The organism is Bacteroidia bacterium, assembly GCA_026932145.1.
GTDB lineage: Bacteria > Bacteroidota > Bacteroidia > J057 > JAIXKT01 > JAIXKT01.
The window spans coordinates 92,387-117,729 of sequence record JAIXKT010000021.1 but is presented as its reverse complement, the minus strand read 5'-3'; the positions used below and the strand labels follow the sequence as shown (position 1 = coordinate 117,729).

Here is a 25,343-nt window from a genome sequence, read left to right as displayed (position 1 = left end):
ATATGAACCCAACCGAGTTTTCAGCTTACCGAAAAAAAATGAATGAACGAATTTTATCCGAAGATTCTTTGGTTTTAAAACGTTTTTTTCACTTAGACGCACAGACGTATGAAGCTAAGCATTTAGATCAAAAAACCAAAGAATTATTAGGTTTAGTTGCTTCATTAGTATTGCGTTGCGATGATTGTGTGCGTTATCATATAGAAGAAAGTTTACGCGCTCAGGCAAGCCCAGCCGAGATTACAGAAACTTTTGAAATAGGTTTATTAGTAGGCGGTTCTATTGTGATACCTCATTTGCGCCGCGCCTATGAATACTTAGATAATTGCCTCCCGCATGACAATCTGGTGTGAGTTAGCGTGGATTTCCGGTACGTTTCAGCCTTCGGTTCGTATTTCGCTTGATGAACAAGCTGTTATTACTCATATTGAGCTGAACCAAGAGCCACAATCCGATGATAGAATTGTAGAAGGTCTAATTACTCCGGGTTTTATTAATGCACATTGTCATTTAGAACTCAGCCACTTACATGAGCAGATTCCGATGCATACCGGAATGGCTGGCTTTGTTGAAACATTGCAACAAAAACGAAACATCGCCACAACTGAGCAAAAAAATAAATCCCAAATAGCTGCTATTCAGCAGTTAAAAAAAAGGGGAGTCGTGGGAGTCGCTGATATATGTAATTCCGCAGATACTATTTCTACAAAATCATTATTCCCTGAAATACAGTTTCATAATTTCTTAGAAGTCTTTGGATTAACAGATAAGTCCGCTCAGAATCAAATAGATACAATAAATTTCCTAACTACTCAATTTTCGACAGCCAGCGTTACGCCTCATGCGCCTTACTCGGTTGCTACTAAGTTATTAGCTTATACCCAAGAACGATTGGAAAAAGTTTACTCCGTTCATCTATTTGAGTCTGAGGAAGAAATGCAGTTGTATGACCAGCAAAAAGGTGCATTGTGGGATTTATTTTCCCGTTGGGGAATCCCCATAGCCGCCGAATTTTACCGTCAAAATCCTATTCAACATATCTCTGCCGGAATGCCCCAAAATGCTGCTATTCTGTGGGTTCATAATGTATGGCTAACCAATAAGCAAATTGAGGCTTTAATACAACTATTTCCCAAAAGTTATTTTTGTCTTTGCCCACGTGCTAATTTATTTATCAACAATAGGTTACCTGATTTTTCTAATTTTCTAAACGTAAAAACAAGACTTTGTTTAGGTACTGATAGTTTAGCGGGCACAACCTCACTTGACTTACTTGCTGATGCTAAAATCTTGATGGAATCTTCGTTCTTTGAGATGAAAGACATCTTAAATATACTCACTTTGAATCCCGCCAAAGCACTTGGTTGGGAAAACGAAATAGGAAATATTGAAATAGGAAAATCTCCAGGAATTAACCAACTATTTCCTATTCAGGCAGATACACCAAGATTACTTTCCGAAACAAGCGTTCAACCAATTGCCAGCCGATGCAGCATATATCCTACTTTTGCTTAAAACGGCTCTGCGATGAATTGCAGAAAAATATTGCATCCGAAAAAATAACCCTAAGTGATTGCTACTCACAAAATAAAGACGAACTCGTTTTAGAATTTAACATAGCCAATATCGCTTTTTATTGGCGAATTAGCTGCTCACCTGAATTTCAATATATTGTACCTGAAAAGGGCTTAAAAAGAGCCCACCAGAATTCAATAACCTTATTTGAAGATATTTTGCAGCAACCGATACAAGAAGTAATCGTACCCAATAACGATAGATGTATCTTGTTTTTGTTTGGTAATCAAGTTGTTTTGCAAATAAAAATGTACGGAAACCGTTCAAATATACTATTGTTTGAAGCCGGCCAAGTTATAGATTGTTTTAGGAAAAAGCTATCGTCTGACTGGGAATCACAATTACCGGATAGCCGCCCCTCTCCTACTGTGATTTATGATAAACAACTTAAACAAGAAGCCACTTTCCTTATTTCTCAGGGAAAGTTACCGGAAGAAGTTAATAATTACCTGATAAACAGTTGTTTAAATGGTTCTGTATGTTTAGTAAAGCAATCCGGCGGTATTCAGTTTTGGCTTGTGAAACCAACTTCGGTTTCAGGGGAAATACGGGAGTTTACAGACTTTCAGACCGGGCTTATAGCTTTTGTTCGGGAAAACTATCGGCTAAGGCGTTTTTCAACACTATTTACCCAAACAAATTCGACTTTAATTGGTGAAAAAAAGTGGCTTGAACATAAAATACAAGATTCTGAAAATCAGGAACAACTGATGAGTGATTGCTCTTATGAATTATTTGGAAACTTAATTTTGGCACACTTACCGGGGATTCAGCCTAAGCAGAAGTCTTTGTGTGTTTGGAACTTTGAGCACACACAGGAGGTGGAAATTTCCCTTAAACCGGAATTAGCTGCTGTTGCAAATGCGCAACGCTATTTCCAAAAAAATAAACGACAACGTATTCAGTTAGAGTACATTAACCAGCAAATAGATAAATATTTTGGTCGTTTATGCGAAGTAGATGCTGCGTTGAGCGAGTTAAACAGTTGTACAACTTTATCCTTACTCAAGGATTATCGAGAGCGTTTTCAGAACCTGTTTCGGGAAAAAAAACAGGTTGAAGACACAGAAATTCTACCCTATCGAAAATATGAATATGCCGGCTATACGATTTGGGTGGGTAAAAACGCAGCTGCAAACGATAAAATGACTGTTCAATATGCCCGTAAAGATGACTTATGGCTACACGCCCGCGATGTAAGCGGCTCACATACAATCATTAAGAAAAAATCTGGCAGTCAATTTCCGGATTTTGTAATAGAATACGCAGCAGGTTTAGCGGCCTATTTTTCCAAAGCTAAAAATGCAACCTTAGTTTCGGTGTCTTTTACGCCCAAAAAATACGTCCGAAAACACAAACGGCATCTTCCCGGACAAGTAACCTTAGATAGAGAAGAAGTTATTTTAGTACCTCCGTTACGCCCCGAAAAAGAAATGCTATAAATCATTACTGCCAAATTTCTTTGATACGCTGCCACCAAGATTTTTTCTGGTTATCCGTATTTTGGCTATTGAAAGAAAAATCATTTTTCGTAAAGCTACATAGCCACAGAAAAGGGTCTAACACCCGGTAAGAATCAAAAATTCCTTGTTCATTTTTCTCTGTAATAGAAGCTACTAAGGTAAATCGAACTTCCAAAAACTGGTCGCGAAGCATATTCACAAAACGATTACACTGCTTTTCTTGTAATAACCATTCTTCAATGGCATTGCTTAAATCCATTAGTTCTAAAACACGTTCAGATAAACTATTTAAGTACCAGCTATTTAGACCAAGTTTAAGAGAATTGGAAAGTTCTGCGGGTATCACCCCATTAAGTAAATCAGCTTTGGTGAAGATAACAACAATGCGCTGCCTCGTTTTTAAATCAACCGATAGATTATCAGCCACAGCGCGAATATAAGTATCCAATAACCCTGTCATCTCTTCGTCTAAGCGGTTTTGATTACAATCTAATAAGCTAATAATAAACAATATAGTGTCAGAATGGGCAACAAAATAACCGGTTCTGTATATCTGAGATGCATCCGTAAAGACCTCCCCGGCAGTATCATAAAAACCAATATAACAGTTTCTAAAGCTGGGAATTTCGTGATAATGAATTAATGCCGGATTAGGAAAGTTTACTGGTGTACTTTCCGGAAGTTTTCCCTCTTCAAACAAAGGTACTTGCTCATATAAAATCTTGTGGGTGTAGTCATCTAAACTTCTATAATAAAAGCTAGGCCAATACTGAGAGAATTTAGATAATGTAGAAAACAATGATGTGAGATACAAGGTTTTACCATGTCCAGAAAAACCTACTACCCCAACCATAGATTTGGGTGTATCTCGATGCTCTATGTAGGTTCTGGGGATTATTGATTGACAATTACTACATTGATAACTTCCTGAGCTATTCACAGCAGATACACCTAAGTCTGTTAGGCAATAAGGGCATCGAAGACTCATTTCATTTAAAGGAAGTTATTTACGCCTTAGGGCGAAACATAATTGCAAAGATAATCGCCACGAATCCCGCCATAATAACCAAGGGCGCAACGTATAATGAAGTAGAAAAATGCTGCGCATCAACAAAGTCATCTATTGACAAAATAAATAACCCAAGTACAATAACAGCAATCCCGCCAAGTATCAAGAGATAATTGGTTTTTGTTAAAGGAAGTTCGTACAAAGTGTCCTTAGAAGTATCTTTTAATTGTGCTGAATTTTTTTTCATGTATGCTAAAATTTAGAATAATCTTATGCCAGAATATAATTTGCAAAGGTAAAAAGTATTCTTGAAAGCATAAAATAGATTTTTTATCACTAATAATCAGTATATTGTAATATTTTTTTAAAATTAATCTATAAAATAATTGGATTGTATTACCAAAAGTCAGAACTTTGCAACTCGATTTAAAAGCCTCCTTAGCTCAGTTGGTAGAGCTACTGATTTGTAATCAGTAGGTCGGCGGTTCAAGTCCGTCAGGAGGCTCGATAGGTCTTAAAAGAGAAAAGAAATTTGGGGGAATACCAAAGCGGCCAACTGGGACAGACTGTAAATCTGTTGACTATGTCTTCGGTGGTTCGAATCCACCTTCCCCCACCAGATAAGCGGGAGTAGCTCAGTTGGTAGAGCATCAGCCTTCCAAGCTGAGGGTCGCGGGTTCGAGCCTCGTCTCCCGCTCTATCTATAAGCCAATGTAGCTCAGTAGGTAGAGCACATCCTTGGTAGGGATGAGGTCACCAGTTCGATTCTGGTCATTGGCTCAACCTAAAATTGCACTACAAAGCACATACATTATTATGGCAAAAGAAGTATTTGATCGTTCCAAACCTCACGTAAACATTGGTACGATCGGTCACGTTGACCACGGAAAAACGACCTTAACTGCAGCTATTACCAAAGTATTAGCCAAAGAAGGTTTAACAGCATTTCGCGATTTCGCATCTATAGATAACGCTCCAGAAGAGCGCGAACGTGGTATCACTATCAACACATCGCACGTAGAATATTCTACTGCTAACCGTCACTATGCTCACGTGGACTGCCCTGGACACGCTGACTATGTTAAGAATATGGTTACCGGTGCTGCCCAAATGGATGGTGCAATACTCGTAGTAGCCTCTACAGACGGCCCGATGCCACAAACCCGCGAACACATCCTATTAGCTCGTCAGGTTGGAGTACCCAGAATAGTAGTATTCCTAAATAAAGTGGATATGGTTGATGACCCAGAACTAATAGACCTTGTAGAAATGGAAGTTCGGGAACTATTAAGTTTTTATGATTTTGACGGAGACAATACCCCTATCATTCGCGGTTCAGCATTAGGTGCTTTAAATGGCGAAACACAATGGGAGAAAACAATCCTTGAATTGATGGAGGCTGTAGATACCTACATCCCAATTCCAGTACGTACTATTGATAAGCCATTTTTAATGCCGGTTGAAGACGTGTTGTCTATTACCGGTCGTGGCACAGTAGCAACCGGCCGTATTGAGCGTGGCGTAATTAACTCTGGTGATGGAGTAGATATTATCGGATTAAATGCCGAAAACCTAAAATCTGTTGTTACAGGTGTTGAAATGTTCCGTAAAACATTGAATCGCGGTGAAGCTGGTGATAACGTAGGGCTGCTACTTCGTGGTGTTGATAAAGATGAAATCACACGCGGTATGGTTATTTGTGCACCAAACTCCGTTAAGCCACATCAAAAATTCAAAGCTGAAATCTACGTCTTAAAGAAAGAAGAAGGTGGCCGTCATACAACGTTTAAAACAAACTATCGTCCACAATTCTATTTCCGTACAACGGACGTTACTGGTACAATCACATTGCCAGAAAACGTAGAAGTAGTTATGCCTGGTGATAACGTAACTATTTTTGTAGAACTTATTTATCCTATAGCGATGGAACCCGGCTTACGTTTTGCTATTCGTGAAGGTGGGCGGACAATCGGCGCAGGACAAGTAACTGAAATTCTTGTTTAACACATAAAAAACGGGTGTAGCTCAATAGGTAGAGTAGCGGTCTCCAAAACCGTTGGTTGTGGGTTCGATTCCTACCACCCGTGCCAGCATATAACCAATGGACAAGTTAAAAAATTACCTTAAACTCTACACAGATGAGCTACTCTACAAAGTACAGTGGCCAACTTTCGAGGAGTTGCAATCTAGCACACTTGCCGTCTTGGTTGCATCATTGTTGGTTGCTATCGTAATAGCCTTGTATGACACAGTGTTTAATACAGGACTTCGATTTATCTACAATTTGTTTTGATATAAAGTCATGGAAGTTCAGCCTTCGGCAGGTGAGCAGTGGTATGTTATTAGAACAGTAAGCGGCCAAGAGAGAAAAGTAAAAAAACATATCGAATTGGAGCGCGACCGTCTAAACTGGCAGGATAAAATCCCGCAAATTCTAATACCCATAGAAAAAGTATTTGAAGTTCGGAACGGAAAAAAGATTTCTCGGGAACGTATCTATCTACCGGGCTATATTATCATGTGCGCACATATACAAGGTGAAGTACTTCAAATGATTAAAGATATACCCGGTGTAATCGGATTCTTAGGTTCCGAAAAAAGAGGTAAACGAAGCGACCAAAATCCCCCTATACCACTCAGAAAATCTGAAATTGATGCTTTACTAGGCCATGTAGAAGAATTTTCTAGGCGAGAAGAAATCCCCGAAAACCCCTATACTGTTGGAGAACAAGTAAAAGTTATGGATGGACCCTTTAAAGACTTTGACGGAATAGTAGAAAAAGTATTAGAAGACAAACGTAAACTGCGAGTAATGGTTAAATTCTTCGGAAGAGATCAACCAATAGAACTTAACTTTGTTCAAGTAGAAAAAATAAATTAACAATATAAGACTTATAAAATGGCAAAAGAAATTGCTACCTACATTAAACTACAGGTAAAAGGCGGTGCTGCGAACCCATCCCCACCGATAGGGCCGGCTCTTGGCTCTAAGGGGGTTAATATCATGGACTTCTGTAAGCAATTTAACGCAAGAACCCAAGATAAAGCTGGACAAATTTTACCGGTAATTATTACTGTCTATACAGACAAAAGTTTTGATTTTGTTATCAAGACCCCTCCTGCAACAATACTACTGATGAAAGCTGCTAAAATAGAAAAAGGATCAGCCGAACCTAACCGTAAAAAAGTAGGTAAAGTTAGTTGGGATCAAGTAAAAGAAATAGCAGAAATTAAAATGCCAGACCTAAATTGCTTTGTACTCGAGTCTGCTATGCGTATGGTAGCAGGTACTGCTCGAAGTATGGGAATTACAGTAGAAGGAAAAGCACCCTGGAACTAACATAATTAAGACAAACGGCAATGGGAAAGTTAACGAAAAACCAGCAAAAGGCTCAACGTGCCTTAGATGCAACGAAGAACTACTCATTAACTCAAGCAATTGAGCTAATTAAAAGTATTACCTTCACGAAATTCAATGCCTCTGTGGATATTGATGTTCGATTGGGAGTTGACCCTAAACAGCCAAATCAAATGGTACGTGGCGTAGCAACGCTACCGCACGGCTTAGGAAAAACTGTTCGAGTGTTAGTGCTAACTACCTCAGACAAAGAAGCCGAAGCTAAAGCAGCAGGTGCAGACCACGTAGGCCTTGATGACTATATCCAACAAATAGAAAAGGGTTGGACAGATGTAGATGTCATCATTTGCTCACCAGATGTTATGGCCAAAGTAGGGCGTCTCGGTAGGATATTAGGACCAAGAGGTCTGATGCCAAACCCCAAAAGCGGTACAGTTACCGCAGATGTGGGAAAGGCTGTAACCGAAGTAAAAGCAGGTAAAATTGACTTTAAGGTAGATCGTTTTGGGATTATCCATACCTCTATCGGAAAAGTAACTTTTACCCCGCAACAGCTTGTGGAAAATGCCACAGAGCTAATTTCCGTAATCCATAAACTAAAGCCAAGTAGCGCAAAAGGCACTTATCTTAGAAGTGTTCATGTTTCTTCTACAATGAGCCCAAGTGTAAAAATTGATAAATCCACAATTCACGGCATTTAATTATGACAAAAGAACAAAAAAACGCAATCTTATCTGAACTAACGGAAGTATTTGCCCAAAACCCAAACTTTTATGTTTTAGATACATCTGGATTGCCTGTATCCAAAATCAACAAATTCCGCGCTTTGTGTTTTAACTCTAAATTAAAACTACGGGTTGCTAAAAATACACTGATTAAAAAAGCCTTAGAACGGCAAAATATAGATTACTCTGGTGTATTTCCAGCTTTAAAACAATCTTCTGCGGTGCTGTTTATTGATGAAAATATCAGCGAACCAGCTAAGATGCTTCAAAAATTTCGGGGAAAAGCAAAAAGCCCAGCCCTGAAAGGCGCATTTATTGACTCAGCTATTTTCTTAGGAGATGAATCTATAAAAGATTTATCCACACTAAAATCTAAATCAGAACTTATCGGTGAAGTTATTGCTATGCTACAAAGTCCGGCACAAAATGTTATCAGTGCCCTTCAATCCGGCGGAAGCAATATCGCAGGTATTCTTAAAACTCTTTCTGAACGTTCCGAATAAAAAAATAAACAACAATTAAACACAAAATCAATGGCAGACCTTAAAACATTTGCAGAACAATTAGTCAATTTGACTGTTAAAGAAGTAAACGAACTTGCTCAAATTTTAAAAGATGAGTACGGCATTACACCGGCAGCAGCAGCTCCGGTAGTAGTAGCGGGTGGTACCGGTGGTGCTACCGAAGAAAAAGCTCCCGAAAAAACAGAGTTCGATGCTATATTAGCCAAAGTAGGGGATAAAAAACTCGAAGTTGTTAAAGTAGTCAAAAATATCACCGGCTTAGGCTTAAAAGAAGCTAAAGAATTGGTTGATTCCGCTCCTAAGCCAATCAAAGAAAAAATCAAAAAAGAAGAAGCTGAAAGCATCAAAGCACAACTTGCCGAAGCTGGTGCCGAAGTGGAAATTAAATAACGTGTTTCAGCTGATAACCAGCTTTATAAAAACGATGTTAGACGCAGTAATTTACTGCGCCTAACATCGTTTTTATATATTTAAAACTTGAAAAAATATTTTCAAAACCTTTAAAAGACATACAAATTGGCAAATCCGATAATTTATAACGATTCAGATAAAGAAAGAGTAGCCTCATTGAGAAATACCGGAAGAATATCATTCTCTAAGTTTGACCGTGATGTAGCTATTCCAGATTTATTAGAAGTCCAAATAGACTCTTTTAAAGAGTTTATGCAGTTAGAAACGCCCCCCGATAAACGGGCTGAAGAAGGGCTTCACAAGGTATTTAATGATAACTTTCCGATTACAGACGCACGTGAAAACTTCGTGTTAGAGTATAAAAGCTACCATATTGACCCTCCTAAACACACCATCGAAGAATGTAAAGAACGTGGCCTCACGTATGCTGTTCCTCTAAAAGCAAAATTATATCTTTACTCTAAAGATGCTGATAATGAAGACTTTGTACCAAAAGAAAACGAAGTATATTTAGCTAACATTCCCTATATGACCCCCAGTGGTACTTTTATCATCAATGGGGCTGAGCGCGTTATTGTTAGCCAGTTACACCGATCTCCCGGCGTTTTCTTCGGTATGAGCATTCATCCAAACGGAACCCGACTATACTCCGCACGTGTTATCCCATTCAAAGGATCATGGATAGAGTTCTCCACAGATGTTCACAATGTCTTATATGCCTACATTGATTTAAAAAAGAAATTTCCAATCACAACTCTTTTGCGAGCTATTGGATTTTCCTCAGATAAGGATATTCTCGATCTATTTGAGCTTTCTGAAGAAGTAAAAGTTACCAAAAAAGACCTCAAAAAATGTGTCGGCAGAAAATTTGCCGCTAGGGTATTACGTACATGGACAGAGGATTTCGTAGATGAAGATACCGGAGACATGGTTATCGTTACCAGAAACGATGTTGTATTTGACAGAGAATATGAGCTAAGAGAAGAAGATATTGAGCTAATTATAGACTCCGGACAAAAAACAGTATTCTTTTTGAAAAATGATGAGCAGATTAAAGAATATTCCATCATTCTAAATACCTTACAAAAAGATAACTCTAACTCCGAAAGTGAAGCCGTTAGTATGATATACCGGCAGCTTAGGAATGCAGATGCTCCAGACCAAGAAACAGCCCGAAGAAGTATTGATAACCTCTTTTTCTCTGATAAACGTTATGACTTAGGCGAAGTAGGTCGTTATCGGCTAAACAAACGCTTAGGACTTAGCAATAGCGAACAAAGCCGCGTACTTACGAAGCACGATATTATCGAAATTATTAAGTATATGGTTGAACTACTTAATAATAAAGCTACAACCGATGATATTGACCACCTAAGTAACCGGAGGGTACGTACTGTTGGGGAACAACTTTATGCTCAATTTGGCGTAGGCTTAGCCCGTATGGCTCGAACTATCCGGGAGCGTATGAATATTCGGGACACAGAAGACTTTACGCCTTCGGAACTTATCAATGCTCGAACCCTATCCGGAGTTATCAATTCTTTTTTTGGTACCAGCCAGCTTAGCCAATTTATGGACCAAACTAACCCATTGGCAGAAATCACCCATAAAAGACGTGTTTCTGCATTAGGGCCGGGCGGTTTATCCAGAGAAAGAGCAGGCTTTGAAGTGCGAGACGTTCATTACACCCACTACGGAAGGCTATGCCCCATCGAAACCCCAGAAGGACCTAACATCGGTTTAATATCCTCTTTATGTGTGTTCGCTAAGGTAAATGACCTTGGATTTATTGAAACACCTTACTGGAAAGCAGAAGAAGGAAAACTAATCAATAAAATCCAATATCTTAGTGCAGAAGAAGAAGAAGGAAAAGTTATTGGCCAGTCAGACACTCAAACCAATGCAGCAGGAGAAATTACTTCAGAACGAGTAAAATGCAGAAAAGAAGGTGATTTTCCAGAAGTTGACCCCGCAGAAGTTCATTACTTAGATGTTTCTTCAAACCAAATTGTGAGCCTTGCAGCATCATTAATTCCCTTTTTAGAGCACGATGATGCCAATCGAGCTTTGATGGGTTCTAATATGCAACGTCAAGCTGTACCACTTCTTCGCGCAGATGCACCGCTTGTAGGCACAGGTTTAGAAAAAATAGCCGCCCTTGACTCCCGAGCACTTATCGTAGCTGAAGGAGACGGCATTGCAGAATACGTAGATGGTAAAATTATCAAAATACGATATACACAAAACGAAAAACAAAAACTACTGAATTTTAATGGTGAAGTTACTGAGTATCATATCACCAAATTTAGCAGAACAAACCAAAATACCTGCGTTAATTTACGCCCAATCATCAAAACCGGTGATAGCGTTAAAAAAGGAGACATCTTGGTAGAAGGTTATTCTACAAACCAAGGAGAATTAGCTATCGGGAAAAATCTACTCGTAGCTTTCATGCCTTGGCAAGGATACAACTTTGAAGACGCAATCGTAATTTCAGAAAGAGTCGTTTCGGAAGATGTTTTTACCTCTATCCACATAGAAGAATATGAACTGCAAGTTAGAGATACAAAACTTGGCCAAGAAGAACTAACCAACGAAATCCCCAACGTAAGTGATGACGCTACACGTAACCTTGACGAAAATGGATTGGTTAAAATTGGAACAGAAATATCAGAGGGAGACATTCTCATCGGAAAAATCACCCCAAAAGGAGAAACCGACCCAACTCCCGAAGAAAAACTGCTTAGAGCTATCTTTGGAGATAAAGCCGGAGATGTTAAAGACGCTTCCTTAAAAGCACCCCCTTCTGCCAAAGGCGTTATTATTGATAATAAGTTATTTAGTAAGGAAAAAAAAGACGCTCGCTCTAAAAATAAAGACAAAACAAAAATAGAAGAGCTTGATAACATCCTGAATATCGAAAACTTAGAACTTCACCGCAAAATGACAGAAAAACTGTTAATAATACTCGGTGAGCATAAATCTGCCGGCGTAAAAGACCAACACGGAAAAGACGTAATTCCCGAAGGCAAGAAATTTACTGATAAAGCCCTCGCACCGGACACCATTAATTATATGGAAGTTACTTACCAAAACTGGACAAAGGACGCAGAAACAAACCAGTTAGTAAGTAGCTTGTTCCAAAACTATCGAGAAAAATATAATGATATTGATGCAAAATATAAACGTATTAAGTATCAAATCAGCGTGGGAGACGAATTGCCCACCGGTATTTTAAAAATGGCTAAGGTTTATGTAGCTAATAAAAGAAAGCTCAAGGTAGGCGACAAAATGGCCGGCCGGCACGGCAATAAAGGGATCGTTTCACGAATCGAAAAACGCGAAAATATGCCCTATCTCGCAGACGGCACACCCGTTGATATTGTCCTAAACCCATTAGGTGTACCTTCTAGGATGAACTTAGGCCAAATCTATGAAACCATTCTTGGATGGGCAGCCAAAAAGTTGGGCGTCAAATTTGCAACCCCAGTATTTGACGGGCCAAGTTTAGACGATATAAATATGCAACTTCAGCAGGCCGGCCTTCCTGAATACGGAAAAACCCAACTCTATGACGGACGTACCGGAGACCCATTTGACCAACAGGCAACCGTAGGCATTATCTATATGCTAAAATTAGCCCACCTCGTGGATGATAAAATGCACGCCCGCTCTATTGGCCCCTATTCTCTGATTACACAGCAACCTCTGGGCGGAAAAGCTCAATTCGGAGGGCAACGTTTCGGAGAAATGGAAGTGTGGGCATTGGAAGCCTTCGGAGCATCCCATATTTTACGAGAACTCCTTACGGTTAAATCCGATGATGTTATTGGTCGGGCAAAAACCTATGAAGCTATTGTAAAAGGAGATCCGCCCCCAACACCCGGTATCCCAGAATCTTTTAACGTACTCCTCCATGAGCTACGTGGTCTCGCATTAGAAATAACACTCGAATAACCAAAAACTTCAAAAAGAAAACAGGCTATGTCTTTAATAACCAATAAAAAAGACTCAAAATCTGCAAGCCAATTCTCCAAAATAACAATCAGTTTAGCCTCCCCCGAGGCTATACTGAGCCGCTCTAACGGAGAAGTGCTAAAACCAGAAACAATTAATTATCGTAGCTACAAACCGGAAATGGGTGGGCTATTTTGTGAACGCATTTTTGGCCCAATCAAAGATTATGAGTGCCATTGCGGGAAATACAAGCGCATTCGATATAAAGGTATTATCTGCGATAGATGCGGCGTAGAAGTTACCGAAAAAAAGGTTCGTAGAGACCGAATGGGGCACATAGACTTAGTAGTTCCAGTTGCCCATATTTGGTACTTCAAAACTGCTCCCAATAAAATTGGCTTATTATTAGGACTTTCCACTAAAAAGTTAGACCAAATTGTTTATTATGAACGCTATATAGTCGTTAATCCAGGGCCTTTTGCAACAGCCGAAAGCGGCGCAACTCCATTAGCTAAATATGACTTCTTAACCGAAGACGAATACTTGGCTTATGTAGAACGCCTCCCCAAAGAAAACTACTACTTAGAGGATACTGACCCCAATAAATTTATCGCTAAAATGGGCGCAGAAGCAATTGAAGCATTACTTCAATTACTTAACTTAGACCACTTATCCGCCGAACTTCGCCTAAAAGCCTATAATGAAACTTCACAACAGCGTAAAACAGAAGCACTAAAAAGACTGAAAGTTGTTGAATCTTTTCGGGCAGCCCAAAAAAGAATTGACAACAGGCCGGAATGGATGACAATCCGTATGATTCCAGTTATTCCACCGGAACTTCGCCCATTAGTGCCGTTAGAAGGCGGGCGTTTTGCTACCTCTGACCTAAATGACCTTTATCGCAGGGTAATTATCCGAAATAACCGCTTAAAACGCCTTGTGGAAATAAAAGCTCCCGAAGTTATTTTACGTAATGAAAAGAGAATGCTCCAAGAGGCCGTAGATTCACTTTTTGATAACTCCCGAAAAGTGAATGCGGTACGTACCGACTCTAACCGTGCCTTAAAGTCTTTGAGTGATATGCTCAAGGGAAAACAAGGCCGATTCCGCCAAAATCTGCTTGGAAAACGGGTAGATTATTCCGGACGTTCAGTTATTGTGGTTGGCCCAGAACTTCAACTCCACGAGTGCGGCCTCCCCAAAGATATGGCAGCCGAATTATTCAAACCATTTATTATTCGCAAGTTAATTGAACGAGGTATCGTAAAAACGGTAAAGAGTGCTAAAAAAATTGTGGATAGAAAAGATGCTGTTATCTGGGAAATCTTAGAAAACGTCATGAAAGGGCACCCCATATTACTGAACCGTGCTCCTACATTGCATAGATTAGGGATTCAGGCTTTTCAACCACGATTAATAGAGGGAAAAGCCATTCAACTACACCCATTGGTTTGTACCGGATTTAATGCAGACTTTGACGGCGACCAAATGGCGGTACACGTACCTCTATCTAATGACGCTTGCTTAGAGGCTATGCTACTCATGTTAGCCAGCCACAATATTTTACACCCGGCAAACGGAACCCCTATAACCTTACCCTCACAAGATATGGTTCTGGGAATCTATTATCTAACCAAGGGCCGCCCCAATCAACGAGGTGAAGGTCTTACTTTTTACTCCGCAGAAGAAGCTATTATTGCCCATAATGAAGGGCGCGTAGCTACCCATGCTATGGTAAAAGTAAAAACCCCAATATATGACCCCTCAACCAAAGACTACAAGATAAATCCTAAAACCGGAGAAACTCATACCGAAATACTTGAAACAAGTTTAGGGAAAATTATTTTTAACGAAATCGTTCCTAAAGAAGTCGGGTTTATTAACCGAGTACTGACCAAAAGCCAGATAAAAACTGTTATTAATCAGATTTTTACCGAATCAGGGATGGCTCGTACTGCTCAGTTTTTGGATGATTTAAAAGGTTTAGGTTTCCGTTGGGCGTTTCGCGGAGGACTATCATTCAGTTTGTCAGACGTTCTTGTTCCGGCAGCTAAAGACCAAGAAATCTCAAATGCCTATGGTAAAGTAGGAGAAGTTCAGGATAGCTACGAAATGGGCTTAATCACTGAAAATGAACGCTATAATCAAATTATTGATATTTGGACTAGGGCAAATTCTAAAATACAAGAGGCCCTTATCAAGCAATTAATAACTGATAATGACGGGTTTAACTCTGTTTATATGATGTTAGATTCCGGTGCACGGGGTTCTAAGGAGCAAATTCGCCAGTTGGGCGGTATGCGCGGTTTGATGGCTAAACCTCAAAAATCTTTGAAGGGATCTGTTGGGGAAATTATTGAAAACCCAATCCTATCTAACTTTAAAGAAGGGCTTACGGTGATAGAATACTTTATTTCTACACACGGAGCACGTAAAGGTTTAGCTGATACAGCTCTTAAAACGGCAGATGCCGGCTACTTAACCCGAAGACTTGTGGACGTAGCGCAGGACGTTATCGTTACGGAGCATGATTGCGGCACATTACGCGGAATACCGGTAGCTGCACTCCGCGAAAATGACGAAGTAGCAGAACATCTTCAAGACCGTATCCTGGGAAGAACCGTTGTGGATGATATGTACGACCCCGCTACCGGAGAACTAATCATAGCTGCCGGACAGGAAATTACAGAGACAATCTCCGCAGCCATTGAAGCAGCAGAAATAGATACTGTCGAAATTCGATCCGTACTTACCTGCGAATCCAAAAGAGGCTGCTGCATAAAATGTTATGGACGTAACTTGGCAAGCGGTAAAATGGTTCAGATAGGAGAAGCCGTAGGCGTTATCGCCGCACAATCTATCGGTGAACCGGGTACACAGCTAACACTACGTACATTCCACGTAGGGGGAGCTGCCCAACGTATATCTTCCGAAAACCAGCTAAAAGCAAAATATGCAGGGAAAGCTTATTTCACAGATATTAAATACGTAGAAAAAGATAACAAAAAAATTGTCGTTTCCCGTAGCGGTGAAATCCGTATTATTGACGAGAAAAAGCCTGATAACGTTCTTCAACATTTCAACAATGTTCAATACGGATCTACCCTGTATATCAATGACGGCGATATTGTTGAAAAAGATACTAAAATAAGCGAATGGGATCCCTATAACTCTGTGATGCTCTCAGAAATTACGGGAGTTGTTCATTTTGAAGGAGTTATCTCCGGCCAAACTTTCCGCGAAGAGGTTGATGAGCAAACTCAAGGTAGCCAAAAAGTGGTTATCGAAAGTCGCGATAAAACCATAAACCCAGAGATTTTTATCTTAGATGCAGATACACAAGATCCCTTGTTTAGACAAGTGCTACCCGTGGGGGCGCACATCATTGTTGATGAAGGAGATAAGATTGTAGCCGGGGATATTTTTGCTAAGATTCCACGAATTGCCTCAAAGAGTGCAGACATTACCGGAGGTTTACCCCGCGTAACAGAACTTTTTGAAGCCAGAAACCCATCAAATCCGGCAGTAGTAACCGAAATAGACGGAACCGTTTCTATGGGTTCTATCAAACGAGGTAACCGTGAAATCACAATCACCTCCAAAGACGGAAGCGAAACCAGAAAATATCTTGTTCAGTTAAGTAAACATCTTTTGGTACAAGAAAATGACTTTGTGCGAGCAGGCGACCCATTGTCAGACGGTGCCATCACCCCCTCAGATATTTTACATATTAAAGGCGCAGGCGCAGTGCAGTCTTACATCGTAAACGAAATACAAGAAGTATATCGCTTACAAGGGGTAAAAATTAATGACAAGCATATTGAAGTAATTGTCCGCCAAATGATGCAAAAAACACAAATAGAAGACCCAGGAGATACTCTTTTCCTTGAAAAAGAAATTGTAGATAGGCTTGACTTTCAAGAGGAAAATGACTGGATCTGGGATAAGAAGTTTATAGAGGATGCCGGAGATTCCACCACATTAAAGGCTGGTTCTATCGTTTCTTATCGGGTAGTTCGTGATGAGAACTCGATGCTAAAGCGAAAAGATAAAGCATTGGTTAAGTTTCGGGACGCAAAGCCGGCTGTTGGTAACCTAACACTACAAGGGATTACCCGTGCATCTTTGGGAACAAAAAGCTTTATGTCTGCCGCATCATTCCAAGAAACTACCAAAGTTTTGAGTGATGCTGCCATCTCCGGTAAAGTAGATGAATTGCTGGGCTTAAAAGAAAATGTTATTGTTGGGCACTTGGTTCCAGCAGGAACAGGCATACGTGCCTATGAACATCTTGAAGCAACACGAGATACCAATACATTTCCATACGAAACCCATAAGTCTTCCCACAATAATCAATTTACCTCCGTTTTCTTAGAGCAATAATAAATAAACCTATAAAAACAACGTACTATTTCTACAATAGTACGTTGTTTTTATACAATAGTGTTGCTTTTTTCCACAAGGGCTATAGTGTAAGATATTTTTCAGTTAAAAAAACGTAGTTTTGCAAAGTTTTATCTATTAAAAGAATCGGGGTTTGCTTCGATTAAGCTATTTATTAGGGGTTTGGGTTATTATCTTATTGATAGGTATGCCTTTTTCCGGTGTTTCGCAATTGCGGACACGCCCGGACGGTAAGCCCTGTAAAGGTCCGAACTGTGATCCTAATGCAAGATACAAACGGTATAAACGTTTTTTGTTTATTTCATCTTATGCCCCGAAGCCCTATAAACAAAAAAATATTCCGGTTCAAACCAAACCTTATGTAGTCAAAAAGCCTTCACATCAGCCGGTAAATATTCGCCCTTATGCATTAAAGATGCAAGAGCATCGCCGTTATGTTCAATATAAACCCTACACTTTGAAAGGGCAAAAGCGGCTTAACTCTACATGGTTACGCAACTCTAACTATCGAGTATATCGCCAAACACATCGGACAAATTACTACAATGCTCGCCCGCTTGGGGGTATCAATATCTTACACAAAAATCGGCAGTATGTTCGGTTTCGCCCCAATCAGTTGAACCATAGAGCATTAACACGTGCCGGGCAGCGTTACAACAGAATATCTCACCCAAGTTTAGGAAATGTTTCCCAACCACGATTGCAGATTTTTCACCGAAACGACAGCAAAGTGGCTCTTCCTACGCGCACATACATATCGCATCGCAATGATTATCAAAAGTTTACACAAGGTAGTTATCGGGTAGGGCATAGAAATGGTTTTCAGAATTACAACAGTCCGCGTTTTTTTATGCGGCACCAAAATGGCCATCAGCGATATTCCAGCCCTACTTATGGTCTAAAACGCCGTGATTTTCAGCAGTTTTCCTATCCTCGTTTAGCTATCCGAAGAAACAATCTACAAGGTGTTTCTTCCCCCCGCTTAATTGTTGGGCATAACCGGAATTACCAAAGATATAATTCTTACCGAATCATTATTGGGCATCGAAATTTTGAAAAATTTGGCTATCCAAGATTGGCATTAGCCCGAAGAGATTTTCAACGATATACACAACCTCGACTACAGATTTTACATAAGAGCCTACATGGGTATCCTCAAATTCGGCTACAGGTATTACATAGAAACTTACAATCAAATTGTTATCCTAAGTTGCGTATAGCTCATCAACCTGTACCACAGTTTTGTGCTCCAAAGTTACTGATTAAACACAGTTGGGTACATAACAATTGCTATCCTAAATTGCGCATACCTCATAAGTCATTTGAAAATATGTGCTATCCTAAATTGCGGATTCAGCATCAAAATTTAGGTTCAGTATGTTATCAACCGAAAATAAGATACCGTCGTTTTGACTTTAACCGCGTAGCTTGCTACCCTAAGCTGCAAATCAGGCATCAAGATTTATCCCAAGTGTGCTTACCTAAGTTGCGGATACGGCATAAAGACTTGTCGCAAGTATGTTATCAGCCAAAGATTCGTTATCAACGTACTGATTTTAATAAGTTTCCGTGCTATCCTAAGCTGCAAATTAGGCACAAAGATTTTAATCAATTCACCTGCGGAATGCCCCAAATAGCGCATCGTCCTTTTGGATCATATAAAGTTGCGTGCGACCCCAATATCTTATCTCCCACAACCAATATGGAAAGAATTGGCAAAGAAGTAAAATACCTATTTACCAATCACCGTAAGCATTGCAAACTTCAAGCAATTCACTCTGGCGTTTCTGTTGGGTCTATTGTAGAAACAAAAGTGTGGAAAAAAGTAGTCGTAGCAGATTATATCGTTCGAAAGAAGCGACTTCGGTTTGTACGTTACACAGACGGCGATTCTCTTAATGGCCATATTGTGCATAAGCCGATACCTTCTGTTCGAAACATTGTCGTTTGGGTACCTAAAAAAGGAGGAATGCGTAAGCCAAACGGAATACCTAATTTCAAAAAAGTACGCTTAACCGTTAATGAAACCAAAGAGATTATGATTCAGAATTTACTGATTCGAGATAAGGTAAATTGGTTGGTTCAGATGTATCCAGAAGAGCGTATGAACTTAGAGGTTTTAAAGAAGAAGTATAATTGGAAACCTTTGCAACGCGGTGTTCGTGCCCCCAAGCCTGATTCTCCCGTACCTTCAACGGAATAATGAATACTTTATCTAATAAGCCGCCTTTTCAAGGCTTAATGGTATTAGAAATAGCAACGGTTTTAGCCGGGCCTAGTGTAGGGCTTTTTTTTGCTGAACTGGGAGCTACGGTTATCAAAATAGAATCACCTCATAATCATGATGTTACCCGAAGTTGGAAAATTGCGGCAGAACTTCATACTGAAAAGTTATCAGCATACTTTGCCGGAGTTAATTACGGGAAACAGTTTCGTAAAATAGACCTACGGTCAGCAGCAGAAAAAACGTTATTTGAAGATCTTGTACGGAATGCAGATATTTTAATTGTAAACTTCAAGCCGGGTGATGCCGAAAAGTTAGGTTGTACCTATGAGCATCTATCTAAAATCAACAAAAGACTTATTTACGCGGCCTTAACAAGCTACGGCTTAGCAGATAGCCGCCCCGGATATGATGCCTTATTGCAAGCAGCTTGCGGTTTTATGCACCTAAATCGTATGCCGGACGCAGCACCTCAAAAAATACCTGTCGCTATGATTGACATTTTAGCGGCACACCAGCTTAAAGAAGGTATCCTAACAGCTTTATATAACCGCGAAAAAACAGGCGAAGGAGTTTACCTGCAAACCAGCTTGTTTGCATCCGGAATCACTGCTTTGGCAAACCAAGCATCAGCCTTTCTCTGGGCAAAATCAGAACCCCAACCCAGCGGCTCAGAGCACCCAAGTATTGTACCTTACGGAACAGTATTTTATGACCAAAACCACAAACCTTTATGCCTCGCCGTAGGCAATGATAAACAGTTTCTGGCACTTTGCCGTACTTTAAAAATCTCTCATGTAGGAGAAAATGAACTCTTTAAAACAAATCTTGAGCGAGTTAAAAACCGAAAAATATTAATCCCAATATTACAAGAGGCTATTGGTAAAGAAGATAGAGATATTTTAATAAAATTATTAATTCAAGAGAAAGTTCCGGCAGAAGCTGTTTGTACTGTTTCGGAAGCCTTAAATACTGCGGCAGCTCAGGAACTAATGGTTTCAATAGGTTCGCAAACATTATTGCATAGCGTTGCCTTTGAAACAGTTCCGCCATCTTGGTTGCAAAACACGTACTCATCACCAGAGTAAAAAAACAACTACCATAACCCAACCAACTTTTAAGCCAAGCCTTTGTCTGTGAAAAATTATTAGTTTTGTGTATGGAGAAATACACAAATAGCATCAGAGGTCTGTTATCTCGCCAAAAAAACAGTTGGGGAAAATACATAAATATTTTATTTTTAGGGAATTATTCCCATTTTGTTTTTAGTATTGCTATATTGGGATTTCTTATTATGCTGCATAATTCCCTTTTTGCACAGTTAGGATACACACAAAAAGGAGCAGCCTCTTATTATGCGGATAAATTTCACGGGCGATTTACTGCCAGCGGAGAGCGTTATGACAGAAATCAGCTTACAGCAGCCCATAAAACAATCGCATTTCAAAGTATTGTAAAGGTTACAAATATCAGCAACGGCAAAACAGTAACAGTTCGAATCAATGATCGAGGGCCACACTCACCCGGCAGAATTATAGATGTTTCGTATAACGCAGCCAAAGAATTGGGGATTTTAGCAAGCGGAACCGGAAACGTAAAAATAGAGGTTATTGGGCTAAATGGAAAAAATCCAGAAATTCATAACAACATAGAAAAAACGGAAACAACAACTACAAAAGAGCAAAACCCACCCATAGAAACCTCAAAACAGCCGGAGAAAATAATCGAAATAAAACCACCTCAACCGGAAAAAGAAACACCTAAGCAACCGGAAAACACTCCCCCACCGCAAGAAGTGAAAAAACAACCGATAGACATAACTATTTTCAAAAAAAGTGGCATCTACAACCTTGACGGAAGCAAAGCAACGGTAACAGGCTGGGGAATACAACTTGGGGCTTTTCGAGATCTTGAAAATGCCTTGCGCATAGCAGAAACCGCTAAGCAAAAAGGATATTCCCGCGTTTTTATCTGGGCAATAGCCAAAAAGAACAGTACATTATACAAAATTACCTTGGGAATCTATAACGATAAAGCTACCGCTAAGAAAAATATAACCGAAATTAACACCAAAGGATTAAGCGGATCCCCAATTGAATACCCTAACTAAAATACAGTGTATCAATATTTTAATCATAAAACAAATTGTATTGTTACCTTCTGCCTAATAGCAGTTTGTTTTTTTTCTTGCCAAACAAACCGTCCATACTATGCCAATAAACAGGCCAAAATAGACTCCTTAGATTTACAAAAAACGCCGGATTTTAATTTATTTTTGATAGGGGATGCCGGAGCTGCCGAAAAAACTAAGGGAGGAACTGCCATAAACTATTTAGGCAAGCTCATTCCAGATAAGTCTATAAATCCCCCCAAAAGCTGCGCACTTATCTTCTTAGGAGACAACGTGTATCCCAAGGGGATGCCCAAACCTACGCATGAAAAACGTAATGAAGCCGAAAACGCCCTAAAACCGTCCTTAGAAGTTGCTAAAAAATGCTTCGGAAAAAGGATTTTTATACCCGGAAATCACGAATGGTATAATGACCCACAAGACGAAGCCGATTATATTTTTTCTCAAGATTCAACGATTGAATTTCTTCCGGCTAATAACTGCCCGGGGCCCGTTGTTCCTATCAAAGCAAAAAACTTTTCTGTTATTATCATAGACTCGCAATGGTTTTTACAAAACCAAAAATCCAATATAAATACCTGTAAACAAAGCGATAGTATTTTTTGGAAAAACTTAGCGGATACGCTGCAAACCTATCAAAATAAACCTATTATTCTAATTGGTCATCACCCGCTCATCAGCAACGGGCATCATGGTGGGTATTATCATTGGTTAGACCACATTTTTCCCATTCGGCAAATTACTCCTTATGGATTCATTCCACTACCTGTTATTGGAACAATTATGTGCTTAACCCGAAAATGGATTGGGCACAACACTGATTTATCTAACGCCCGCTATCGAGAGTTTAGCAAAAAAATGATTCATCTGATTGGAACATTTCCCAACATACACTACGTTTCTGGGCATGACCATAATCTGCAATTTCATCATCTATTGCCCAAAAATTTTGATATACAACACCCATTTTCGCATACCGTTAGTGGCTCAGGGAGCAAAAGTTCTTATGTAGGAAAAAGGAATCACGCTTTGTTTACTGCGCAGAGACGCGGTTTTGCCGTAATTTCTGTAATAGCCGATACGTTTTTTATGACTATTTATGATGCTGAAAACGAATGTATTTTATTTCGTAGGCTACTTTTTTGACTTTTGGCGTGCAGGTTTTAGCCGTTTTTTTATCTTTTGCCAAAGCGTTTTAGGGTTTTCATCTTCAAAGTAGCCGTCATTATACTGCCCATAATAGCCTCCATAATAGCCACCTCCGTCATAATAACCATAGCTTCCAGATTGCTCTGAAAAACCATTTAAAACACAATATAAGTTCTGCAATTTGTGCTCTTCTTTTATTCGTTTCGGAATTTGTGCAAACTGCCTTAGAGAATAATTGTATCTAAATACATACAAACAAACATCACTTAATTTTGTAATTGGGATTGCATCTGAAACAAGCCCTACCGGGGGTGTGTCAATAAAAATAAAATCATAGCTTTGGCTCAACTCTTCAATAATTTTACCAAACTGCTCTCCCATAATTAATTCTGCAGGATTTGGAGGAATTGGGCCTGCTAAGACAATATCTAAATTTTGAAGTCCTGTATTTTTGATAACAGATTGAATATCAGCTAAACCAGCTAAACAGCTGCTTATTCCAACATCATTTGGAAGATTAAGTCTTTGGTGCAATTTTGGTTTTCTTAGATCGAGTTCCAAAATAATTATCTTTTTATCGAGCAATGAAAACATCGCTGCTAAATTTGAGATAATAAAGGACTTACCTTCTCCGCTAACCGAAGATGTAACGCTAATAATAGGGGTCTTTTTGCTATTATTACGAATAAATTGAACGTTTGTTCGTAACGCCCGTAGCGATTCTGTTATTGCAGAACGCTGATTTGCAATAACTTGTATTGGACTTTGTGGTGCTCCTTTATTTTCAATGCTCCTAATAACCCCAACTACCGGTATTCCCGTAAGGTGTTCTACTTCCGTAGGTAAATAAATGCGATTATTAAAGAAATCAATAAGTAAAATGACAAATACTGCGCCGCCGCCGCCCATTATGAAGCCCAATAAATACACTAATTTTTTGGACGGAGAAACAGGATCTTCTGGCACTATTCCTTTATCTACAACTCGGGCTGAAGAAACTACAGAAGCACGCGCAATAGATTGCTCTAAGCGCTTTTCCATCAAAAGATCATATACTTTTTGGTTTATTTCATAGCTACGCAGTAAGTTGATAAACACACGTTCCGTTTCCGGAATTGTTGTTAAACTTCCCTTTGAATCTCGAATAAACCTGCTTAATAACTGAATCTGCTCCTCTATTCTTTTCTTAGCAACTTTGATATTTTGCTGGATAGCACGTTTTGTTTCTGCAATTTTCTGGTCTATTTCCAAAACATAGGGGCTTTCCGGTGTGTAAACCTGTAATCGAGATTTTCTTTCTGCATTTAATTGGTTCAGTATTCCTATCAACTCTATCAACACAGGGTCAATATTTCCTTCAAGGTTAAAACTTAAATTTGAAACTTCCTGATTATCAGCAATTTGCTTTTCTAAATTGAGGATAGCTATTTTTTGGATTTCCAGCATATTTTGCTGAACTTCTTGGTTAGATACACGCTCTAAGCCAAGTTTGGTATTTAATTCTACATCTACAATGTGGTTATCACGTTTAAATTTTTCTAATTGTAATCCGGATTCTTGAACCTTTAAGGAGAGTTCGGATAGCAAATTATCTATAAAAGCTAAGGTTTGGCTGGCTGCTTGAGCTTTAATGAGTATGTCTTGATCTATATACACCTGTGATAGCGTATTAACAAAATCTGCCGTAAGTTCCGGAACAACGTCTTTGATTGAAATTTCAACCAGAGAGACCTCCTTAACCGGCTGCTTTATAGAAAGATTTTCCCGAATTCTCTCAATTATATCAACCGTCTTATTGAAATTAAAACGATATTTTTCAAATTCAAGTGGTATTGAGTCTATTCTTACGAGTCTAAATTTAATTGGGGGAAAACTGACCCATTCTCCGAACTGAACTGTTTGGGGCTTAAAAACGGCCTCTAAATCCGTGCCTTTTGCAGCTAATAAAAATTTGTTTGATTGGTTAGGGTCTATTTTTACCGAAAAATAGCCTTCAAAAGGTAAGCTATCTCGGCGGGTATATTCTACCCGAAAAGGAGCTTTGTTGTACATTTCTCTATCAACAAATCTCCCTGCAGAAAAATAGCTTACTCGAAGAGGCAACTTTTCTATAGAAGCCTCTATTAAACTTCTGGATTTTAAAATTTCTACTTCGGTGAGTAATTTATCTTTGAGAGTAGTGCCCGTTAAATCAGCAAAATCACCATACAATCCCAAGTTATCATCTTCTACCCGCACAGTAGCAGTAGCTTGAAAAAGAGCAGGGGTATATCTTAAAAACAAAAAGGCTACGGTAACCCCCAATAAAGTCCCCAACAAAATCCACTGCCATTTTTTGAGTATGGTAAATAAAAATTTCCGTAAATCAATCGCTTCGGCCTGTTGGTTAGAATCCGCTGGACTTGTTTGCATA

19 protein-coding genes and 5 tRNA genes are annotated in these 25,343 nt (G+C 39.4%); 21 read left to right on the top strand and 3 right to left on the bottom strand.

The annotated features are described in order from the left end of the window. The first annotated feature begins 2 nt into the window (after window positions 1-2). The 3 genes from LC115_06065 to LC115_06055 are packed head-to-tail and all read left to right on the top strand — an operon-like array spanning window position 3 to window position 3,017. Entirely contained in the window at window positions 3-353 is a 351-nt protein-coding gene (locus LC115_06065; protein MCZ2356240.1) for a carboxymuconolactone decarboxylase family protein, read from the top strand. Next, complete coding sequence (locus LC115_06060; GenBank protein MCZ2356239.1) at window positions 337-1,515, top strand: amidohydrolase family protein; 1,179 nt, start codon at window positions 337-339, stop codon at window positions 1,513-1,515. Before LC115_06065 ends, LC115_06060 begins: the two co-directional genes overlap by 17 nt. Beyond that, complete coding sequence (locus LC115_06055; protein MCZ2356238.1) at window positions 1,488-3,017, top strand: NFACT RNA binding domain-containing protein; 1,530 nt, start codon at window positions 1,488-1,490, stop codon at window positions 3,015-3,017. Before LC115_06060 ends, LC115_06055 begins: the two co-directional genes overlap by 28 nt. A 4-nt stretch (window positions 3,018-3,021) precedes the next feature. Here LC115_06055 and LC115_06050 read toward each other — a convergent pair whose 3' ends face one another. Together LC115_06050 and LC115_06045 are read right to left on the bottom strand one after the other, a co-directional pair. Next, window positions 3,022-4,026: a GTPase domain-containing protein gene (locus LC115_06050; protein MCZ2356237.1), complete on the bottom strand. Its 1,005-nt coding sequence runs from the start codon at window positions 4,024-4,026 to the stop codon at window positions 3,022-3,024. 19 nt (window positions 4,027-4,045) lie between these two features. Continuing rightward, window positions 4,046-4,294 (bottom strand): DUF3098 domain-containing protein, encoded by a 249-nt coding sequence (locus LC115_06045; GenBank protein ID MCZ2356236.1) that lies wholly within the window; start codon window positions 4,292-4,294, stop codon window positions 4,046-4,048. A 185-nt stretch (window positions 4,295-4,479) separates the two neighbouring features. Between LC115_06045 and LC115_06040 the strand changes: the two genes are divergently transcribed. From LC115_06040 to LC115_05955, 18 genes are all read left to right on the top strand, one after another. Then, a tRNA-Thr gene (locus tag LC115_06040) sits at window positions 4,480-4,552 on the top strand. Between the two features lie 29 nt (window positions 4,553-4,581). Further along, window positions 4,582-4,666: transfer RNA gene (locus LC115_06035), tRNA-Tyr, on the top strand. 5 nt (window positions 4,667-4,671) lie between these two features. Then, a tRNA-Gly gene (locus LC115_06030) sits at window positions 4,672-4,744 on the top strand. Window positions 4,745-4,754: 10 nt separating this feature from the next. Continuing rightward, window positions 4,755-4,827: transfer RNA gene (locus LC115_06025), tRNA-Thr, on the top strand. Window positions 4,828-4,863: 36 nt separating this feature from the next. Next, on the top strand, window positions 4,864-6,051 hold the full coding sequence (tuf, locus tag LC115_06020; GenBank protein MCZ2356235.1) for an elongation factor Tu: 1,188 nt from the start codon (window positions 4,864-4,866) through the stop codon (window positions 6,049-6,051). A 10-nt stretch (window positions 6,052-6,061) separates the two neighbouring features. Next, a tRNA-Trp gene (locus LC115_06015) sits at window positions 6,062-6,137 on the top strand. 11 nt (window positions 6,138-6,148) lie between these two features. After that, a complete protein-coding gene (gene secE / locus LC115_06010) occupies window positions 6,149-6,340 on the top strand; it encodes a preprotein translocase subunit SecE (protein MCZ2356234.1) in 192 nt (63 codons plus the stop codon). Between the two features lie 9 nt (window positions 6,341-6,349). Continuing rightward, on the top strand, window positions 6,350-6,928 hold the full coding sequence (gene nusG / locus LC115_06005; GenBank protein MCZ2356233.1) for a transcription termination/antitermination protein NusG: 579 nt from the start codon (window positions 6,350-6,352) through the stop codon (window positions 6,926-6,928). 18 nt (window positions 6,929-6,946) lie between these two features. Then, window positions 6,947-7,387 carry a 50S ribosomal protein L11 gene (gene rplK, locus LC115_06000; protein ID MCZ2356232.1) on the top strand — a complete coding sequence of 147 codons (441 nt, stop codon included), beginning with the start codon at window positions 6,947-6,949 and terminating at the stop codon, window positions 7,385-7,387. A gap of 20 nt (window positions 7,388-7,407) precedes the next feature. Further along, the gene (rplA, locus tag LC115_05995) at window positions 7,408-8,106 is read left to right on the top strand and encodes a 50S ribosomal protein L1 (protein MCZ2356231.1); all 699 of its coding nucleotides are present in this window, start codon (window positions 7,408-7,410) and stop codon (window positions 8,104-8,106) included. Between the two features lie 2 nt (window positions 8,107-8,108). Then, window positions 8,109-8,633 (top strand): 50S ribosomal protein L10, encoded by a 525-nt coding sequence (rplJ, locus tag LC115_05990; GenBank protein MCZ2356230.1) that lies wholly within the window; start codon window positions 8,109-8,111, stop codon window positions 8,631-8,633. A gap of 30 nt (window positions 8,634-8,663) precedes the next feature. Next, entirely contained in the window at window positions 8,664-9,044 is a 381-nt protein-coding gene (gene rplL, locus LC115_05985; protein ID MCZ2356229.1) for a 50S ribosomal protein L7/L12, read from the top strand. A gap of 177 nt (window positions 9,045-9,221) precedes the next feature. Continuing rightward, window positions 9,222-13,022, top strand: coding sequence for a DNA-directed RNA polymerase subunit beta (gene rpoB / locus LC115_05980; protein MCZ2356228.1), 3,801 nt, complete (start codon window positions 9,222-9,224; stop codon window positions 13,020-13,022). Window positions 13,023-13,058: 36 nt separating this feature from the next. Further along, window positions 13,059-17,405, top strand: a complete 4,347-nt coding sequence (rpoC, locus tag LC115_05975) for a DNA-directed RNA polymerase subunit beta' (protein ID MCZ2356227.1) — start codon at window positions 13,059-13,061, stop codon at window positions 17,403-17,405. A gap of 154 nt (window positions 17,406-17,559) precedes the next feature. Further along, window positions 17,560-19,629, top strand: coding sequence for a hypothetical protein (locus LC115_05970; protein MCZ2356226.1), 2,070 nt, complete (start codon window positions 17,560-17,562; stop codon window positions 19,627-19,629). Continuing rightward, window positions 19,629-20,738 carry a CoA transferase gene (locus LC115_05965; GenBank protein MCZ2356225.1) on the top strand — a complete coding sequence of 370 codons (1,110 nt, stop codon included), beginning with the start codon at window positions 19,629-19,631 and terminating at the stop codon, window positions 20,736-20,738. Before LC115_05970 ends, LC115_05965 begins: the two co-directional genes overlap by 1 nt. Before the next feature lie 71 nt (window positions 20,739-20,809). After that, window positions 20,810-21,760, top strand: coding sequence for a septal ring lytic transglycosylase RlpA family protein (locus tag LC115_05960; protein ID MCZ2356224.1), 951 nt, complete (start codon window positions 20,810-20,812; stop codon window positions 21,758-21,760). 6 nt (window positions 21,761-21,766) lie between these two features. Further along, window positions 21,767-22,927, top strand: a complete 1,161-nt coding sequence (locus LC115_05955; GenBank protein ID MCZ2356223.1) for a metallophosphoesterase — start codon at window positions 21,767-21,769, stop codon at window positions 22,925-22,927. Here LC115_05955 and LC115_05950 read toward each other — a convergent pair. Continuing rightward, window positions 22,916-25,342 carry a polysaccharide biosynthesis tyrosine autokinase gene (locus tag LC115_05950; GenBank protein MCZ2356222.1) on the bottom strand — a complete coding sequence of 809 codons (2,427 nt, stop codon included), beginning with the start codon at window positions 25,340-25,342 and terminating at the stop codon, window positions 22,916-22,918. The genes LC115_05955 and LC115_05950 overlap by 12 nt on opposite strands. Window position 25,343 lies beyond the last annotated feature (1 nt).

Excerpts from the sequence above, each read along its gene's own strand:
- LC115_06065 (MCZ2356240.1), top strand. The coding sequence starts at position 3 with ATGAACCCAACCGAGTTTTCAGCTTACCGAAAAAAAATGAATGAACGA.
- LC115_06060 (MCZ2356239.1), top strand. The coding sequence starts at position 337 with ATGACAATCTGGTGTGAGTTAGCGTGGATTTCCGGTACGTTTCAGCCT.
- LC115_06055 (MCZ2356238.1), top strand. The coding sequence starts at position 1,488 with ATGCAGCATATATCCTACTTTTGCTTAAAACGGCTCTGCGATGAATTG.
- LC115_06050 (MCZ2356237.1), bottom strand. The coding sequence starts at position 4,026 with ATGAGTCTTCGATGCCCTTATTGCCTAACAGACTTAGGTGTATCTGCT.
- LC115_06045 (MCZ2356236.1), bottom strand. The coding sequence starts at position 4,294 with ATGAAAAAAAATTCAGCACAATTAAAAGATACTTCTAAGGACACTTTG.
- tuf (MCZ2356235.1), top strand. The coding sequence starts at position 4,864 with ATGGCAAAAGAAGTATTTGATCGTTCCAAACCTCACGTAAACATTGGT.
- secE (MCZ2356234.1), top strand. The coding sequence starts at position 6,149 with ATGGACAAGTTAAAAAATTACCTTAAACTCTACACAGATGAGCTACTC.
- nusG (MCZ2356233.1), top strand. The coding sequence starts at position 6,350 with ATGGAAGTTCAGCCTTCGGCAGGTGAGCAGTGGTATGTTATTAGAACA.
- rplK (MCZ2356232.1), top strand. The coding sequence starts at position 6,947 with ATGGCAAAAGAAATTGCTACCTACATTAAACTACAGGTAAAAGGCGGT.
- rplA (MCZ2356231.1), top strand. The coding sequence starts at position 7,408 with ATGGGAAAGTTAACGAAAAACCAGCAAAAGGCTCAACGTGCCTTAGAT.
- rplJ (MCZ2356230.1), top strand. The coding sequence starts at position 8,109 with ATGACAAAAGAACAAAAAAACGCAATCTTATCTGAACTAACGGAAGTA.
- rplL (MCZ2356229.1), top strand. The coding sequence starts at position 8,664 with ATGGCAGACCTTAAAACATTTGCAGAACAATTAGTCAATTTGACTGTT.
- LC115_05965 (MCZ2356225.1), top strand. The coding sequence starts at position 19,629 with ATGAATACTTTATCTAATAAGCCGCCTTTTCAAGGCTTAATGGTATTA.
- LC115_05960 (MCZ2356224.1), top strand. The coding sequence starts at position 20,810 with ATGGAGAAATACACAAATAGCATCAGAGGTCTGTTATCTCGCCAAAAA.
- LC115_05950 (MCZ2356222.1), bottom strand. The coding sequence starts at position 25,342 with ATGCAAACAAGTCCAGCGGATTCTAACCAACAGGCCGAAGCGATTGAT.